Origin of the sequence: Rhodococcus sp. NPDC127593 (assembly GCF_042671975.1) — a bacterium.
Lineage (GTDB): Bacteria > Actinomycetota > Actinomycetes > Mycobacteriales > Mycobacteriaceae > Rhodococcus_F.
In genome coordinates, this window is the sequence record NZ_JBHXWI010000010.1 from 138274 (window position 1) to 154533 (window position 16260).

Below are 16260 nucleotides of genomic sequence, written 5' to 3' on the forward strand. Positions count from 1 at the left end.
AGAACCAGTACCTATGCGTTCTGGGGGAATCCGAGGTTGATGCCGCCGTGGCTGGGGTCGAGCCAGCGGGTGGTGACGACCTTGCCGCGGGTGAAGAAGTGCACGCCTTCGGTGCCGTGCGCGTGGCTGTCGCCGAAGAGGGAGTTCTTCCAGCCACCGAAGGAGTAGTACGCCATCGGGACGGGGATGGGGACGTTGATGCCGACCATGCCGACCTCGACCTCGTTCTGGAACCGTCGGGCGGCGCCGCCGTCGTTGGTGAAGATGGCGGTGCCGTTGCCGAACTGGCTGGAGTTCACCAATTCCAGGGCCTCGTCGTAGGACTCGACGCGGATCACGGACAGGACCGGTCCGAAGATTTCGTCGGTGTAGACGGACATGTCGGTGGTGACGTGGTCGATCAGGGTCGGGCCGAGCCAGAACCCGTCGGTGCCGCCATTCGCCTGCACGGTGCGGCCGTCCACGACGATGGTCGCGCCGTCGTTCTCGCCGGCGTCGATGTAGGAGGCGACCTTGTCGCGGTGCACCTTCGTCACCAGCGGTCCCATGTCGGAGTCCTTGGTGCCGTCGCCGATCTTCAAGGTGGTGGTGCGGTCCTTGATCTTGGACACGAGTTCGTCGGCGATGTCACCGACCGCGACGAGGGCGGAGATCGCCATACAGCGTTCGCCGGCGGAGCCGAAGCCGGCGTTGACCATGGCGTCGGCGGCGAGGTCGAGGTCGGCGTCCGGGAGGACGATGGCGTGGTTCTTCGCCCCGCCGAGGGCTTGGACGCGTTTGCCGTGGGCGGTGCCGGTGGCGTAGACGTACTGGGCGATGGGGGTGGAGCCGACGAAGCTGATGGCCTTGATGGCGGGGTTGGTGAGGAGTTCGTCGACGGCGGTCTTGTCGCCCTGGAGGACGTTGAACACCCCGGCGGGCAGGCCGGCTTCGGCCCAGAGTTCGGCCATCCAGATCGCGGCGGTCGGGTCCTTCTCGCTGGGCTTGAGGACGACGGTGTTGCCGGCGGCGATGGCGATGGGGAAGAACCACATCGGGACCATGGCGGGGAAGTTGAACGGGGAGATGATCCCGACCGGGCCGACGGGCTGGCGGATGGAGGAGACGTCGACGTTGGTGGAGGCGTTCTCGGTCATGCCGCCCTTGAGCAGGTGGGGCATGCCGCAGGCGAATTCGACGACTTCCTGCCCGCGGCTCACCTCACCCAACGCGTCGGAGACGACTTTGCCGTGTTCGGAGGTGATGATCTCGGCGAGTTCGCCCTTGCGGGCGTTGAGCAGTTCCCGGAACTTGAACACGATGGAGGAACGCTTGGCGAGGGAGGTGTCGCGCCAGGCGGGGAACGCGGCGGCGGCGGCATCGATGACGGCGCGGGCGTCCTCGACGCTGGCGAGGGCGACCTGCCCGGTCACGGCACCGGTCGCCGGGTTGGTGACCGGGGCGGTGTTACCACTGGTACCGGCGAAACCCTTGCCGTCCGACCAGTGTGCGATCTCGCGAGTGATGTTGGTGCTCATGTGTTGTCCTTTCACCGCGTGCGCGCGATGTAATCCTTCATGGTCTTCAGTTGGTAGCGGGAGACATCGTGAGCGTTCTCGTCCTCGGCGAAGACGCTCGACACCATCACGGTGTCGGGTTTGTCGTAGAAGCCGAGTTCGGACAGCCCGCCGAAGAACTCGTCCCAGTCGAGGTCGCCGTCACCGATCTTGAGGTGCTGGTGGACACGCACCGCGTTGCCGGGCGGATTGGTGATGTACCGCAGTCCGTGGGAGCGGTGGTGATCCATCGTGTCCGCGACGTGGACGAGCCGCAGCATGTCGCCCGCCGCGCGCATGATCTCGAGCATGCCGGCGCCCATGTGATAGCTGTGGCACGCGACGTACACCAGTCCGAAGTTCTTCGAGTTGATGCCGCGGATCATCCGGATGGCGTCCAGACCGTTCTCCACGAAATCGTCGGGGTGCGGGTCGATGCGGACGTCGATGCCTTCACGCTCGATGATGGGGACGAGTTCCTCCATCGACCGGTAGAAGGCGCGCTCCGATTCCTCGGCCTTCTCCGGGCGGCCGCTGAACTCGGTGTTCATCACGTTCACACCGAGGTCGACGGTGATCTGAATGGCGCGCTTCCAGTACCGCACCGCCGCCTCGCGGGCGTCTTCGTCCGGGCCGGACCACCGCAGGACCGGCAACACGGAGGCGATTCCGACGCCGACGTCGCTGCAGGCCTTGCGGAACTGCCGGACCAACTCGTCGTCGGCCTTCGGGTGGTTGAAGAACGGGATCATGTCGCGGTGCGGGGTGAGCTGCAGGTGTTCGAAGCCGAGTTCGGCAACCACCGCCGGCAGTTCGAGAAGCGAGTAGTCGTGGTGGAAGGGGGTGGGATCGAGTGCAATCTTCATCGTGTTCAGGCCCCCGGTCCGATGGGTCGCTCCGCAGGCTCCGCTCCTGGGATGGAGGAACGGTCGACCATGTCGACGGTCACACGTTCGCCGGTCTCGAGCGACTGCACGCCGGCGGCGCACACGGCAGCGGCGGCGTAGCCGTCCCACGCACCGGGTCCGTCGATGTAGGTGCCGGTCTCCGCGCCCGTGCGGGCGGCGTTGACCCAGCGCTGGATCTCGACGTCGTACGCCTGGCCGAAGCGCTCCTTGAACGAGGGGGTGATCTCCCCGCCCGACATACCTGCGCCCGAGCGGCCGTTGCCCGCGCCGGTGCCGAACTTTCGGACGAGTCCGACATCGAGACCGATGAACGCCGAACCCTTCTCGGCGACGATCTCGGTGCGCACCTCGTACGCGACACCGGTGGTCACGAAGACCTCGACGTCGACGTGGCGACCGGACTCTGTACTGAAGAACGCGATCTGCGGGTCCTGCAGTCCCTGGGGGGCACCGGGATTCGCGGCCGGCCGGAGGATGTGGACGGAGGTGATCTCCTCGTCGAACAGGAATCGGGTGACGTCCACCTCGTGGACCAGCGAGTCCTTGACGATCATCGAGCTGTCGAAGCTCGGCGGCACGGCGGGGTTGCGGTGTACGCAGTGGGCGAGCAGCACCTGCCCGAACACGCCGTCGTCGATGAGCGTCTTCAACTGCTCGTACTCGTGGTCGAAACGTCGCATGAAGCCGACCTGGATCAGCTTCTTGCCGAGTTCGGCTTCGCGCTTGACGATCTCGAGGGACGTGGCGACGTCGGTGGTCAGCGGCTTCTCGCACATCACCGGCTTGCCGTGCTCGAGGCAGGCGAGAAGCTGCTTCTCGTGCGTCGGGCCGGGGGTGGCCAGGACGACGGCGTCGACATCGGGGTCGGCGATCGCGTCGAGGGGGTCGCCGATGACCCGGCAGCCGGGGATCCCGGCGGCGATCTGCTCGGCCTTCTCGATGAAGTAGTCGTTGACGACGGCGACGGTGGCGCCCTTGATGCGTTCGGTGATGCGTGCGACGTGGTCGGCGCCCATCATTCCGACACCCAGGACGGCGATGCGCAGGTCGTTGCTTCCGGACATAGCTGACTAGCTCCTGACGTGATCGGTTAGACGAACTTGACGGACGGGATCCCGCAGGACCCCAGGTACTTACGGGTGCGCTGGGCGATCGGCAGCGGAACGTCCACGGCGCAGGGGTAGAGATCCTGCTCGACGATCGCGAACACGTCGATGTCGAGCTTCTCGATTGCGGCGAGCAGCGGCGGCAGGTCGGGGATGCCGAGCGGCGGCTCGATCATCGCGCCGAGCTTGACGGCCTCGCCGAACGGCAGGTCCTCGGCCTCGACCTTGGCGCGGACCTCGGGATCGACCTGCTTGAGGTGCAGGTAGCCGATCCGCTCGGGAGCGCGCTCGATGATCGCGAGGTTGTCGCCGCCGCAGTAGCTGATGTGGCCGGTGTCGAGGCACAGGTTCACGTATTCGCTGTCGGTGCCGTCGAGGAAGCGGTACACGTTCTCCTCGGTGTCGACATGGCTGTCCGCGTGCGGGTGGTACTGCGCCTTCACGCCGTACTGCTCGAACATCTTCTTGCCCAGCTCGTTCATGCCGCCGGTCTTCTTCTTCCACTGCTCCGCAGTGAGATTGCGGTCCTCGAGCACCTCGCCACTGCTCGGGTCGCGCCACATCTCCGGGATCACGACCACATGTTTGCCGCCGACGGCGGCGGTCAGCTTCGCGACGTCCTCGATCTGGGTCCACACGGCATCCCAGGAGTCGTCCTGGTGCAGGTGCTCGAACACGGTGCCGGCCGACAGCTTCAGATTGTGGGCCGCGAGTTCGTCGCGGAGCTGCTGCGGGTCGGTGGGCAGGTAGCCGTACGGGCCCAGCTCGATCCACTCGTAACCGGATGCCGAGACCTCGTCGAGGAACCGTCCGTACGGGGTCTGCTGCGGGTCTTCGGGGAACCAGACGCCCCAGGAGTCGGGGGCGGATCCGACGCGAATGACGCTCATCGGGAAATCCTTTCGAGAGGTGTATGGGGAGAGTTGTCAGTTGCCGGACGGGCGCAGGAACGGACGCTGGATTTTCTTCCACTGCGCGTACGTCTCGTAGGCGGTCCGGGTGGAGTCGAGGGTGCTGGTCGAGCTGACGGGGACGTCCCACCAGGATTCGCTGTCCGGTGCGGCGATTCGCGGGTCCGTCTCGACGTGGATGACGGTGGTGTTGTCGCTCGCCTTCGCCACCTTGACGGCGTCGGCGAACTCGGCTGCCGTGTTCGCGCGGATCACATCGGCGCCGAGGCTCGCGGCGTTGGCCGCCAGATCGACGGGCAGGATGTCGCCGTCGAGCCGGCCGGAGTCGCCACGGTACCGGTAGTCGGTGCCGAACCGCTGGGATCCGAGCGACTCCGACAGCGACCCGATGGACGCGAAGCCGTGGTTCTGCACGAGCACCACGATGACCTTGACGTTCTCCTGCACGGCGGTGACGAGTTCGGTGGCCATCATCAGGTATGAGCCGTCGCCGACCATGATGAACACGTCGCGGTCGGGGCAGGCCATCTTGGCGCCGATGCCGCCGGCGATCTCGTAGCCCATGCACGAGAACCCGTATTCGACGTGGTAGCCCTTGGGGTCGCGGGTGCGCCACAGCTTGTGCAGGTCACCCGGCATGGAGCCGGCGGCGCACACGACGACGTCGCGAGGGTCGGACAGCGTGTTGGCGAGTCCGATGACCTGATTCTGGTTGAGGCCGAGCGAGTCGTCGTCGATCTTGTAGACCGAGGCGACCGTGGACTCCCAGTGTTCGGCGAGTTCGGCTGTGCGCGAGCGGTACTGATCGGGAATCTGGTAATCGCCCAGTGCCCCGGTGAGCGCCTCGAGTGCCTCGCGGGCGTCGGCGACGACGCTGACGCCGCCCTGCTTCACCGAGTCGATCGACGCGACGTTGATGTTGACGAACCGCACGTCCGGGTTGTTGAACGCGGTGCGCGACGCCGTGGTGAAGTCGCTGTAGCGGGTGCCGATGCCGATGATCACGTCGGCCTCGGTGGCGAGAGCATTGGCCGCCGTGGTGCCGGTCGAGCCGATCGCGCCGACCGACTGCGGGTGGTCGTAGGGCAGTGAGCCCTTGCCTGCCTGACTCTGACCGACCGGGATGCCGGTCGTCTCGGCGAACGAGGCCAATGTCTCGGTGGCGCCCGAGTAGATCAGGCCACCGCCCGCGACGATCAGCGGTTTCTTCGCCGACCGGATCACGTCCGCGGCCCGCGCGATCACCGACTTCTCGGGGAGTGGCCGGGCCACGTGCCACGTGCGCTCGGCGAACAGCGACTCCGGCCAGTCGAAGGCCTCCGCCTGCACGTCCTGCGGAATGGCGACGGTGGCCGCACCCGTCTCGACGGGGTCGGTCAGCACGCGCATCGCGCCGAGCAGTGCCGAAGGCAACTGCTCCGGCCGCCACACGCGGTCGAAGTAGCGCGACAGCGGTTTGAACGCGTCGTTGACTGTGACGTCACCGCTCGACGGCAGTTCGAGTTCCTGCAGCACCGGTGCGCTCGCGCGGGTGGCGAACGTGTCGGCGGGCAGGAGCAGGACGGGCAGCCGGTTGATGGTGGCGAGCGCCGCGCCGGTCAGCATATTGGTCGAGCCGGGGCCGACGCTGGCCGACACCGCCCACGTCTGCAGCCGATCCTTCTGGCGTGCGTACGCGACCGCGCTGTGCACCATCGCCTGCTCGTTACGGCCGAGGACGTACGGCAGTTCGGATTCGGTGCCGGCTTCGACGGCGTCGATCTCCGCCTGCAGCAGTGCCTGACCGAGTCCGGCGACGTTGCCGTGGCCGAAGATGCCGAAGCAGCCGGCGAAGAACTTGGTGCGTTCGCCGTCCCGCTCGACGTACTGGTTGGCGAGGAAACGGATGGTTGCCTGAGCCACCGTGAGGTGGACGGTGCCCTCGGCGTTGGGGTTCTTGCTCGCCGACATCGGCGCGGTGGACACCACGGTCATGCTCCTTCGGATGGTGCGTGGAGGGGGAGGCGGGGATCGACGGTCTGGTGTTCCCAGCTGCCGCGCAGCCAGGTGTGGGCCGGGTCGTCGCAGATGTTCCAGGCGCGGTCTTCGCCGGGCCCGGCCATGACGTTCAGGTAGTACATGTGATGTCCGGGGGAGGCGATCGACGGTCCGTGATAGCCGTGCGGCACGAGGACCACGTCGCCGGAGCGCACTTCCTCGAGCACCTCGATGGGCCGCTCGGGAGTGCCGTACACGCGATGGTAGCCGAATCCGGTTCCGCCGAAATCCACTGCGGTGGCATTGGCTTCGGCGATCTCGAAGTAGTAGATCTCCTCGAGCTGCGACTCGACGTCGCTGTTCTCGTCGTGCTTGTGGCTCGGGTACGACGACCAGTTGCCACCGGGAGTGATGACCTCGCACGCGATGATCGAATCGGCCTCGAAGCGATCGGCGGTGCCGAAGTTGTGCACCTGACGGCTGCAGTTGCCGGCGCCGCGCAGTTCGACTGAGATGTCGGCTGCCGGGACGTACCGGAACGGGAACTTCTGCCGGGCGCGGGCCCCGCACAGGGCGAATCGTCCACCGGTTGCGCTCGTGACCGTGTAAGCCGAATCGCGGCCCACGTAGGCGAAGTCGCTCGGTCCGTCGAACACGGATCGCCGTCCGGTGAGGGCGAACTCGGTGTCCTCGCTCGACACCGCCGCGGACCCGGCCAGTGGTACGACGATGATCTCGTCGTAACCCGACACGAGTTCGGCCGACCCACCGGGGGCCAGGGTGAGCACCCGAAGACTCGATTCGGTCCAGCCCGCCGATTCAGGGGTGACCTCGAGGTCGAACGGTCCGGTGGCCGCGGAACCGACCGGCACGTAGTACTTGCTGTTCATCGTGGGCCTCTCCGGCGTGCGTCAGTGAACGAGGGATACGGCGGTGTCGACCGCGGCGGCGACGTCCTCGTCCCGCGGGTACAGCAGCGTGCGTCCGACGATCAGGCCGCGGACCGACGGCAGCGCGAGGGCCTTGGCCCAGCTCGCGAACGTCTCCTCGGGTGCCGTCTGCGGATCTCCGCCGAGCAGCAGCGTCGGAAGCGTCGTCGCATCCATGACGCGTTCCATCTCGTCGACCACCGGCAGCTTCATCCAGGTGTAGGCGGACGTGGACCCCAGGCCCTGGCTGATGTGGATCGACTTGATCACGGCGTCGGCGCTGAGATCGTTCTTGACCTTGCCGTCCACCCGCCGCGACAGGAACGGTTCCACCATGGCCATCAGCCCCGCCTCGGCCAGCGAATCGACCGCCTGGGCGCACGCGGTGAGGGTGGACAGAGTGCCGGGATCGTCGAGATCGATGCGGCACAGCATTTTTCCGCCGTTCATGCCGGCCTTCGCGGTGCCGGCGGCGGTGTAGCCGGTCATCCGGTCGTCGAGTTCGAAACTGGCGCCGGCCAGCCCACCGCGGTTCATCGAGGAGATGACCACCTTGTCGTCGAGCGCGCCGAGCAGCACCAGATCGTCGAGGATGTCGGCGGTGGCGAGCACGCCGTCCACGCCGGGGTTGCGCAGGGCGGTGCGGAGGCGGTCGAGGAGGTCGGTGCGACTGTTCATCGCGGTCGGACGGTCGCCGACCGAGAGTGCACCGCGGGCGGGGTGGTCGGCGGCGACGATCATGAGCCGGCCGTTGCCGCGCACCGTGGGCCGGGCGACCCGGGTGGCCCAGGCGCGGTCGATGGCCGCCGGGTCGTTGGCGCGTACCTCGGTGACGTCGGCGTAGGACGCGCAGACTGCGCGGTGAGCGAGAGTTTCAGACATTGACAGCCTCCGAAGTGGTGGAATCGGCGAGCGCCCGGACCTCGTCGGCCGTCGGCATCGCGGTGGAGCATTCGAGGCGGGAGGCGACGATCGCCCCCGCGGCATTGGCGTAGCGCAGGATCTTCTCGAGCGGCCACCCGGCGAGCAGTCCGTGGCACAGCGTGCCGCCGAAGCTGTCGCCGGCACCGAGCCCGTTGACCACCTGGACGTCGTTCGGGGGCACCGTGATGCTCTGGGTGCGTGTCTTCCCGAGGACGCCTTTGGGGCCCTGCTTGACGATGGCCAGTTCGACGCCGAGATCGAGCAGTGCGTCCGCGGCCTTGTGCGCGTTGGTCTCACCGACCGCGATCTCGCACTCCTCGCGGTTACCGACCGCGACGGTGACGTGCTGGAGAGCGCGCTGCACCTGAGCGGTGGCCTCGGCGGGGGAGGACCAGAACATCGGGCGGTAGTCGAGATCGAGGACGGTGTGGGTGCGGCGTCCACGGGCCTCCCAGGCTGCGAAATGCGCGCTGCGGCTGGGCTCTTCGGACAGTCCGGTGACCGTCGACCAGTAGAGCTTCGCGTCGCGGACCGCGTCGAGATCGATGTCCGCCGGAGTCACCTGCAGGTCCGGGGCGACGGGCTTGCGGTAGAAGTACAGCGGAAAGTCGTCCGGCGGGAAGATCTCACAGAACGTGACGGGAGTCGGGTGCTCGGTGTCGATACCGACGTAGCGGTTGTCGACGCCGAGATCGGTGAGAGCCGTGCGGACGAAGCGACCGAACGGATCGTTTCCGACGCCCGAGATGAGAGCGCTGCTGCAGCCGAGGCGGGCGGCGGCGACGGTGACGTTGGCCGCGCTCCCGCCGAGGAACTTACCGAACGTCTCGACGTGTTCGAGTCCGACTCCGGTCTGCAATGGGTAGATGTCCACACCGCAGCGCCCGATGGCGAGGACGTCCAATCCGTTCCGGTTGGGTTGCGTCTGGATGGTGGTCAAGGCTGACTCCCGAAAGGTCGTTGTGGGTGGTCTGCGCAGGGCGCCGAGGTCTGATTGAAACTGTGCTCCACATCACCGGCTCCTGTCAAGACTTTGTCCTGACATTATTACTTGAAGTCAATCTGGTGTTAGTGTTCGCATACACTGCCGGAAAGATCGGCGACGGTGGACGTCGCCCGCGCACGAGGATCGGAGTTGTCCGTGGGTGCACCACTCGCAGTCGAGCTCGACAGATCGAGCCCGGTTCCGTTGTACTTCCAGCTTGCGCAGACGATCGAGAACGCGATCATCGGCGGGGAACTCGCCCCCGGTGACCGCTTCGAGAACGAACTGGCACTCGCCAAGCGTCTGAACCTGTCCCGTCCCACCACGCGCCGCGCCATCCAGGAGCTCGTCGACAAGGGCCTGCTCGTCCGCAAACGCGGAGTCGGAACGCAGGTGGTGCAGAGTGCCGTGCACCGGCCGGTCGAACTCACCAGCCTCTTCGACGACCTCGCGCGGGCGGGGCAGAGCCCGACCACCAAGCTCCTCGACTACCAGGTCGCCGTGCCGGCCGAAGACGTCGCCGCCGAACTCAACCTGCAGCCCGGCGCCGAGGTCGCGTCCATCCGGCGCCTCCGCAGCACCAACGGGGAACCGCTGGCGCTGATGACCAACCACATCCCGGTGGACCTCGCGCCGGACCCCGAGGAGCTGGAGGCGCACGGCCTCTACCACGCACTCCGGGCCCGCGGCGTGCACATCCGTCTTGCACGGCAACGCATCGGCGCGAAGGCGGCGAGCAAGGCGGAGGCGTCGCTCCTCGACGAGAAGACCGGGGCGCCGCTGCTGACAATGGACCGGACCGCGTTCGACGACTCGGGAAGCGCCGTCGAGTTCGGCAGCCACTGCTACCGCGCGTCGCGGTACTACTTCGACACGACCGTTGTCGATCGCTAGAACCGCGCGCGCGACGTCGTTCCCCCGTGGGATGGCCCTGCTGGTGGCAGGTGCCCTCTTCATGGAGATTCTCGACGCCACCATCATCGCGCCCGCCATCCCGCTGATCGCCGAGTCCTTCGGTGTCGACGCCGTCGACGTCAACATCGCGATCTCCGCCTACCTGGTGACGGTGGCCGTCCTCATCCCGGCGAGCGGGTGGGTGTCCGACCGGTTCGGGACCCGCCGCGTGTTCGTGGCCGCCATCGCCGTGTTCACGCTGGCGTCCATCGGGTGTGCGGCGAGTGTGTCGTTGCCGATGCTCGTCGCGATGCGGGTGCTGCAGGGAGTCGGCGGCGCCATGATGGTGCCCGTCGGGCGGCTCGCGGTGCTGCGGTCGAGCACGAAGAGCGACCTCGTCCGCGCGATAGCGCTGCTCACGTGGCCCGCGCTCGCGGCGCCGGTCATCGCGCCCCTGCTCGGCGGTGCGATCGCCACCGTCGGCTCGTGGCGATGGATCTTCGTCATCAACATTCCCATCGGCGTCCTCGGAATCCTGCTGTCGCTGAAGCTGGTTCACGGGGCGGGTTCGCGGTCGACGAGCCGGCTGGACTGGCGGGGCCTCCTCGGGGTCGGAACAGGAATCGCGGCAGCCCTGATCGCGCTGGAGAGCATCCGCGTGACGGGTACCGACTGGCGGCGGGTCGCGATCGGGGGAGTGGTCGCTGTCGTCTTGCTGGCGGCCTCGGTGCTCCATCTCGCCCGCACTCCCCATCCGCTCGTCGACTTCCGCGTGCTGCGCGTGCGGACGCTACGGACCACCGTCACCGGTGGTTCGCTCTACCGCCTGATCGTCACGGCAGTGCCGTTCCTGCTGCCGCTGCAGTTCCAACTCGGCTTCGGCTGGACTCCGTTCCTCGCGGGTCTGCTCGTCGCGGCGCTGTTCGCCGGCAACATCGCCGTCAAACCGTGTACGACGCCGCTGATGCGGCGCTTCGGGATCAGGCCGATCCTGCTGGTCAACGCCCTGCTGTCCGTCGGCTGCTTCGGGTTGCTCGCCGCCCTGAGCTCGTCGACCCCGATGCCGGTCATCGCGGGGGTCCTGTTCGTGAGCGGAGCCCTGCGCTCGGTCGGATTCACCGCGTACAACAGTCTCGCGTTCTCCGACGTCGATCGTGCCGACCTCACGCACGCGAATACGCTCAACGCCGCCGTGCAGGAGCTGGCGGCCGGTCTCGGGATCGCGGTCGCGGCGCTCGCCCTCACGGCGTTCACGCCGTTGGCGACGTCGTCCGAGCACGGGTTCGGGTCCGAATATTCCTGGACCTTCGTCCTTTTGGGCCTGCTGATGCTGTGCACGGTGGTCGACACGTTGCGTCTGCCGCGTGACGCCGGGGCAGCGGTCACGCGCTGAGCGCGCCCGCACCTGTCCACGCATCTGCTCGATTTCCGGGTCGTCTGCGGGGACACCCATGTCCGCGCATTTGATATGTGGTCCTAATGTCCAGACAAACTATTGACTTTCGGGTGTGACGCGTATTACATCTAAGGCACACGGCCAAGGCGTCACCGGGCCGTTCGTCCCCCCGAGAGGAAAAGCAGATGAACTTCCCCAACCGGCGTCGCGTGGCGGTACTGGCCTGCGCGAGTGCCCTGGTGATGAGCCTCGCGGCGTGCTCGAGCACCGGAGGCAAGCCGGACAGCAGTGGGTCCGGGATCGGCGCGGGCAGCGCCGACACCCCGCGCGTCACGATCGCGATGGTCACGCACGCGGCACCGGGCGACACGTTCTGGGACCTGATCCGCACGGGCGCGCAGGATGCCGCCGACAAGGACAACGTGGAACTGAAGTACTCCTCCGATCCGCAGGCCCCCAACCAGGCCAACCTCGTGCAGACGGCCATCGACTCCAAGGTCGACGGACTCGCGCTCACCCTCGCCACCCCCGAGGCGATGGCACCCGCGGTCAAGAGCGCGCAGGACGCAGGTATCCCGATCTCCGCATTCAACGCCGGATACGGCGCCTGGAAGGACATGGGAGTCAACCAGTACTTCGGGCAGGACGAGACCATCGCCGGCCAGGCCGCGGGGAACCGTCTGAACCAGGACGGCGCAAAGCACGTCATCTGCGTCATCCAGCAGCAGGGCCAGATTCAGCTCGAATCCCGTTGCGCCGGTGCCAAGCAGGCCTTCCGCGGCACGTTCGAGACACTCAACGTGAACGGTGAGGACATGCCGTCGGTGAACTCGACGATCGCCGCCAAGCTCCAGCAGGACCCGTCCATCGACGGTGTGCTGACGCTCGGCGCCCCGATCGCCCTCACCGCCGTGCAGTCGGTCGGCAATGCGGGCAGCCCGGCCAAGGTCTACACGTTCGACACCAACGCGGCACTCGTCGACGCCATCTCCGACGGCAGCGTGCAGTGGGCCATCGACCAGCAGCCGTACCTGCAGGGCTACCTGGCCATCGATTCGCTGTGGCTCTACCTGAACAACGGCAACGTCATCGGCGGCGGCGGGCCGACACTGACCGGGCCGTCGTTCATCGACAAGTCCAACATCGACAAGGTCGCCGAGTACGCCAAGGCCGGCACCCGCTGATCGGCGGTAAATCACATGTCAGGGCACACGATCCGGACCCCGGTGGGTCCATCTCACGCACACACCATCACCGTCACCATCGACCCGGTCGCACGACCGGCCGGCACCGCACAACGCTGAGATCCACCGGCGCGGAGAGGAAAGTCATGTCCACACAGCAAGATCTGGACCTTGCCAGTCACAAGGTCGTCCACGACGAGCGGGTGAAGGAGCAGAGACGCCTGCAGCGTCTGCTGGTCCGCCCGGAGATCGGTTCCCTGTTCGGTGCGATCGCCATCTTCGTCTTCTTCATGGTCGTCGCACCCCCGTTCCGCAGCCCCGAGGCCCTGGCCACGGTGCTCTACGCCTCCTCCACGATCGGGATCATGGCGTGTGCGGTGGCGCTGTTGATGATCGGCGGGGAATTCGACCTCTCCGCCGGTGTCGCCGTCACCACCAGCTCCCTCGCCGCGTCGATGATCGCCTACAACCTGCACCTGAACCTGTGGGCCGGCGCCGCCCTGGCACTGGTGGTGTCGCTGGCGGTCGGGTTCTTCAACGGGTACCTGGTGATGAAGACGAAGATCCCCAGCTTCCTGATCACGCTGAGCTCGTTTCTGATGCTCACCGGCATCAACCTGGCGGTCACCAAACTCGTCACCGGGCAGGTCGCCACCCCCAGCGTCTCGGACATGGCCGGTTTCGACTCGGCGAAGAAGGTGTTCGCGTCCTCGTTCGAGGTCGGTGGGGTGTCGGTGCGGATCACCGTGGTGTGGTGGTTGCTGTTCACCGCGATCGCCACCTGGGTGCTGTTCAAGACCCGGATCGGGAACTGGATCTTCGCCGTCGGCGGCAACCAGGACTCCGCCCGCGCCATCGGTGTCCCGGTCACCAAGGTCAAGATCGGGTTGTTCATGACCGTCGGGTTCGCCGCCTGGTTCGTCGGCATGCACCTGCTGTTCTCGTTCAACACCGTCCAGTCCGGGCAGGGTATCGGTAACGAGTTCCTCTACATCATCGCCGCGGTCATCGGCGGCTGCCTGCTCACCGGTGGGTACGGCACCGCGATCGGCGCCGCGATCGGCGCGTTCATCTTCGGCATGACGAACCAGGGCATCGTCTACGCCGGCTGGAACCCGGACTGGTTCAAGTTCTTCCTCGGCGCGATGCTGCTGTTCGCGGTCATCGCCAACAATGCCTTCCGCAACTACGCCGCCAAGAGGTGACCGCATGAGTACCATCGAACAGATGCCCGTCGATACCGAACCCGGTGGTGGCGACAAGATCCCGCTGATCGAGCTCAAGCACGTCGGCAAGCAGTACGGCAACATCATCGCCCTGCAGGACATCAACCTGCGGGTGCGGGCCGGGGAGGTCACCGGTGTCCTCGGCGACAACGGGGCCGGCAAATCCACCCTGATCAAGATCATCGCCGGCCTGCACCAGCAGAGTGAGGGCGAGCTGCTCGTCGACGGCGAGGCCACCACGTTCGGCTCACCGAAGGAAGCCCTGTCCAAGGGCATCGCCACCGTCTACCAGGATTTGGCGGTGGTGTCGCTGATGCCGGTGTGGCGTAACTTCTTCCTCGGCCAGGAACTGCGCAAGGGACCGTTCAAGACCCTCGACGCGAACGGTATGCGCGCCACCACGATGTCCGAGCTGTCGAAGATGGGCATCGAACTGCCCGACGTCGACGCCCCGATCGGGTCGCTGTCCGGTGGTCAGCGTCAGTGTGTGGCGATCGCCCGGGCGATCTTCTTCGGCGCCCGCGTCCTGATCCTCGACGAGCCCACCGCTGCCCTCGGGGTCAAGCAGTCCGGGATGGTGCTGCGCTACATCTCCGCCGCCAAGGAACAGGGCTTCGGGGTCGTGTTCATCACCCACAACCCGCACCACGCGTACATGGTCGGTGACCACTTCGTGCTCCTCAACCGCGGCCGCCAGAAACTGGACTGCACCTTCGACGAGATCAGCCTCGAAGAACTCACCCAGCAGATGGCCGGCGGCGACGAACTCGAAGCACTCACCCACGAACTGCGGCGTTAGGCACCGACACGACGATGCGCCCGGCACACGTGCCGGGCGCATCGTTCGTTTCCGAGTGGGTCAGACCTTCGCGTTCGCTTTCGCCTTCGTGAGCGCGACGTCCTCCTTGTCGAGGTCGAGCAACGGAGTGCGGGAATTCTCCTTGGCGGTGGAGGCAGAAGCCGCGGCGACGAGCGCGCAGACGGCGGTGAAGATCGCCACCGGCACCCAGTTCTTCGGGTCGGAACCGCGCAGGGCCTGGGCGATGGTCGGTGCGAACCCGGCGAGAGCGAAACCGAGCTGCGTGCCGATCGCCATGCCGGAGTAGCGAACCCGCGACGAGAACATCTCGGCGTAGAACGCCGGCCAGATGGCGTTGGTCCCGGCGTAGACGCCTCCCATCAGGAGGATGCCCGCGAGGAAGATCAGCGCCACGTTGCCGGTGCCGATCGCGGCGAAGTACAGGAAGATTCCGGCGGCCGAGCCGATCGCGCCGCCGATGAACACCGGCTTGCGGCCGATCCGGTCGGACAGCATGCCGAGCAGCGGCTGCGAGACCAGGGCCACCGCGTTGGCGGCGATCGCGACCCACAGCATGGTCGTGCGGCTCATCCCGATCTCCGGGGTGGTGGCGTAGGCGAGGCCGAACACGGAGAACACCGTGCTGACGACGGCGATGAAGGCGCAGAAGACCACGCGGAGAACGTCACGCCAGTGCGTGCGGAAGAGGTCGACGACGGGCAGCGGGGCGGGCGCCTCGTCCAGGGCTTCCTTGTTGGCGAGGAAGATCTCGGGCTCTTCGAGCTTGCGGCGCACGATGTAGGCGACGACGAGGACGAGGAGGCTGCACCAGAACGGGATGCGCCAGCCCCAGCTGTAGAGGCTCTCGTCGGGCAGCGCCGCGACGGGGATGAACGCGAGGCTCGCGACGATGAAGCCGGCCTGGGTGCCGGTGAGCGTCCAACTGCAGAAGAAGCCGCGACGGTGAGCGGGGGAGTGCTCGAGGGTGAGTGAGCCCGCACCCGACTGTTCGCCGGCCGCGGAGACGCCCTGGCAGATGCGCAGGAGTACCAGTAGCGCCGGGCCGACCATCCCGGCCTGCTCGGACGACGGGAGGCAGCCGATCAGGAAGGTGACGACGCCCATGAGTACCAGGCAGAACATCATCACCTTCTTGCGCCCGGCCCGGTCGCCGAAGTGTCCGACGAACACGGCACCGATCGGACGCGCGACATAGGAGATGCCGAACGTGGCCAGCGACAGCAGCAGCGGATTCTTCGATCCCTCGAAGAACACGTGCGGGAACACCAGCGCAGCAGCCGAGGCGAAGATGTAGAAGTCGTAGTACTCGAGCAGGCTGCCGAAGAAGGCGGCCTTCGCGGCCTTCTTCGCGTTGGTGGGATCAGCGTTGGGGTCGACGGAGGAGCGGCCTTTGCCGTCACCGTTTCGACCGGAGACGCCGGTGCCGTAGTCGATGGTCATCGATACTCCTGGGGAGCGAGGAATG

The 16260-nt window shown here is 66.8% G+C and carries 14 protein-coding genes; 5 read left to right on the forward strand and 9 right to left on the reverse strand.

The features are described from left to right. Positions 1-11: 11 nt before the first annotated feature. The 8 genes from ACFVJ3_RS11720 to iolC are packed head-to-tail and all read right to left on the reverse strand — an operon-like array spanning position 12 to position 9230. Positions 12-1517 (reverse strand): CoA-acylating methylmalonate-semialdehyde dehydrogenase, encoded by a 1506-nt coding sequence (locus ACFVJ3_RS11720; protein WP_378452201.1) that lies wholly within the window; start codon positions 1515-1517, stop codon positions 12-14. An 11-nt stretch (positions 1518-1528) separates the two neighbouring features. After that, the gene (locus ACFVJ3_RS11725) at positions 1529-2401 is read right to left on the reverse strand and encodes a sugar phosphate isomerase/epimerase family protein (protein WP_378452202.1); all 873 of its coding nucleotides are present in this window, start codon (positions 2399-2401) and stop codon (positions 1529-1531) included. Positions 2402-2406: 5 nt separating this feature from the next. After that, entirely contained in the window at positions 2407-3507 is a 1101-nt protein-coding gene (locus ACFVJ3_RS11730; protein ID WP_378452203.1) for a Gfo/Idh/MocA family protein, read from the reverse strand. 26 nt (positions 3508-3533) lie between these two features. After that, positions 3534-4439: a sugar phosphate isomerase/epimerase gene (locus tag ACFVJ3_RS11735; RefSeq protein ID WP_164060493.1), complete on the reverse strand. Its 906-nt coding sequence runs from the start codon at positions 4437-4439 to the stop codon at positions 3534-3536. Between the two features lie 36 nt (positions 4440-4475). Further along, the gene (iolD, locus tag ACFVJ3_RS11740) at positions 4476-6434 is read right to left on the reverse strand and encodes a 3D-(3,5/4)-trihydroxycyclohexane-1,2-dione acylhydrolase (decyclizing) (protein WP_378452204.1); all 1959 of its coding nucleotides are present in this window, start codon (positions 6432-6434) and stop codon (positions 4476-4478) included. Then, entirely contained in the window at positions 6431-7327 is an 897-nt protein-coding gene (gene iolB / locus ACFVJ3_RS11745; RefSeq protein ID WP_378452205.1) for a 5-deoxy-glucuronate isomerase, read from the reverse strand. The genes iolD and iolB overlap by 4 nt, the downstream gene beginning before the upstream one ends. A 21-nt stretch (positions 7328-7348) precedes the next feature. Then, positions 7349-8248: an aldolase gene (locus ACFVJ3_RS11750; protein WP_378452206.1), complete on the reverse strand. Its 900-nt coding sequence runs from the start codon at positions 8246-8248 to the stop codon at positions 7349-7351. After that, complete coding sequence (gene iolC / locus ACFVJ3_RS11755; protein ID WP_378452207.1) at positions 8241-9230, reverse strand: 5-dehydro-2-deoxygluconokinase; 990 nt, start codon at positions 9228-9230, stop codon at positions 8241-8243. The genes ACFVJ3_RS11750 and iolC overlap by 8 nt, the downstream gene beginning before the upstream one ends. 201 nt (positions 9231-9431) lie before the next feature. Here iolC and ACFVJ3_RS11760 point away from each other — a divergent pair, with 201 nt between their 5' ends. The 5 genes from ACFVJ3_RS11760 to ACFVJ3_RS11780 all read left to right on the forward strand — a co-directional run bounded on the left by ACFVJ3_RS11760 (position 9432) and on the right by ACFVJ3_RS11780 (position 14774). Continuing rightward, complete coding sequence (locus ACFVJ3_RS11760) at positions 9432-10169, forward strand: GntR family transcriptional regulator (RefSeq protein ID WP_378452208.1); 738 nt, start codon at positions 9432-9434, stop codon at positions 10167-10169. 31 nt (positions 10170-10200) lie between these two features. Further along, a complete protein-coding gene (locus tag ACFVJ3_RS11765; protein ID WP_378452261.1) occupies positions 10201-11562 on the forward strand; it encodes an MFS transporter in 1362 nt (453 codons plus the stop codon). A 188-nt stretch (positions 11563-11750) separates the two neighbouring features. Next, on the forward strand, positions 11751-12749 hold the full coding sequence (locus ACFVJ3_RS11770) for a substrate-binding domain-containing protein (RefSeq protein WP_378452209.1): 999 nt from the start codon (positions 11751-11753) through the stop codon (positions 12747-12749). Between the two features lie 146 nt (positions 12750-12895). Further along, the gene (locus ACFVJ3_RS11775; RefSeq protein WP_378452210.1) at positions 12896-13954 is read left to right on the forward strand and encodes an ABC transporter permease; all 1059 of its coding nucleotides are present in this window, start codon (positions 12896-12898) and stop codon (positions 13952-13954) included. Between the two features lie 4 nt (positions 13955-13958). After that, the gene (locus ACFVJ3_RS11780; RefSeq protein ID WP_378452211.1) at positions 13959-14774 is read left to right on the forward strand and encodes an ATP-binding cassette domain-containing protein; all 816 of its coding nucleotides are present in this window, start codon (positions 13959-13961) and stop codon (positions 14772-14774) included. 60 nt (positions 14775-14834) lie between these two features. Here ACFVJ3_RS11780 and ACFVJ3_RS11785 read toward each other — a convergent pair whose 3' ends face one another. Continuing rightward, on the reverse strand, positions 14835-16235 hold the full coding sequence (locus ACFVJ3_RS11785) for an MFS transporter (protein ID WP_378452212.1): 1401 nt from the start codon (positions 16233-16235) through the stop codon (positions 14835-14837). Positions 16236-16260 lie beyond the last annotated feature (25 nt).

Coding starts and splice junctions, on each gene's coding strand:
- ACFVJ3_RS11720 (WP_378452201.1), bottom strand. CDS start 1,517: ATGAGCACCAACATCACTCGCGAGATCGCACACTGGTCGGACGGCAAG.
- ACFVJ3_RS11725 (WP_378452202.1), bottom strand. CDS start 2,401: ATGAAGATTGCACTCGATCCCACCCCCTTCCACCACGACTACTCGCTT.
- ACFVJ3_RS11730 (WP_378452203.1), bottom strand. CDS start 3,507: ATGTCCGGAAGCAACGACCTGCGCATCGCCGTCCTGGGTGTCGGAATG.
- ACFVJ3_RS11735 (WP_164060493.1), bottom strand. CDS start 4,439: ATGAGCGTCATTCGCGTCGGATCCGCCCCCGACTCCTGGGGCGTCTGG.
- iolD (WP_378452204.1), bottom strand. CDS start 6,434: ATGACCGTGGTGTCCACCGCGCCGATGTCGGCGAGCAAGAACCCCAAC.
- iolB (WP_378452205.1), bottom strand. CDS start 7,327: ATGAACAGCAAGTACTACGTGCCGGTCGGTTCCGCGGCCACCGGACCG.
- ACFVJ3_RS11750 (WP_378452206.1), bottom strand. CDS start 8,248: ATGTCTGAAACTCTCGCTCACCGCGCAGTCTGCGCGTCCTACGCCGAC.
- ACFVJ3_RS11765 (WP_378452261.1), top strand. CDS start 10,201: ATGGCCCTGCTGGTGGCAGGTGCCCTCTTCATGGAGATTCTCGACGCC.
- ACFVJ3_RS11770 (WP_378452209.1), top strand. CDS start 11,751: ATGAACTTCCCCAACCGGCGTCGCGTGGCGGTACTGGCCTGCGCGAGT.
- ACFVJ3_RS11775 (WP_378452210.1), top strand. CDS start 12,896: ATGTCCACACAGCAAGATCTGGACCTTGCCAGTCACAAGGTCGTCCAC.
- ACFVJ3_RS11780 (WP_378452211.1), top strand. CDS start 13,959: ATGAGTACCATCGAACAGATGCCCGTCGATACCGAACCCGGTGGTGGC.
- ACFVJ3_RS11785 (WP_378452212.1), bottom strand. CDS start 16,235: ATGACCATCGACTACGGCACCGGCGTCTCCGGTCGAAACGGTGACGGC.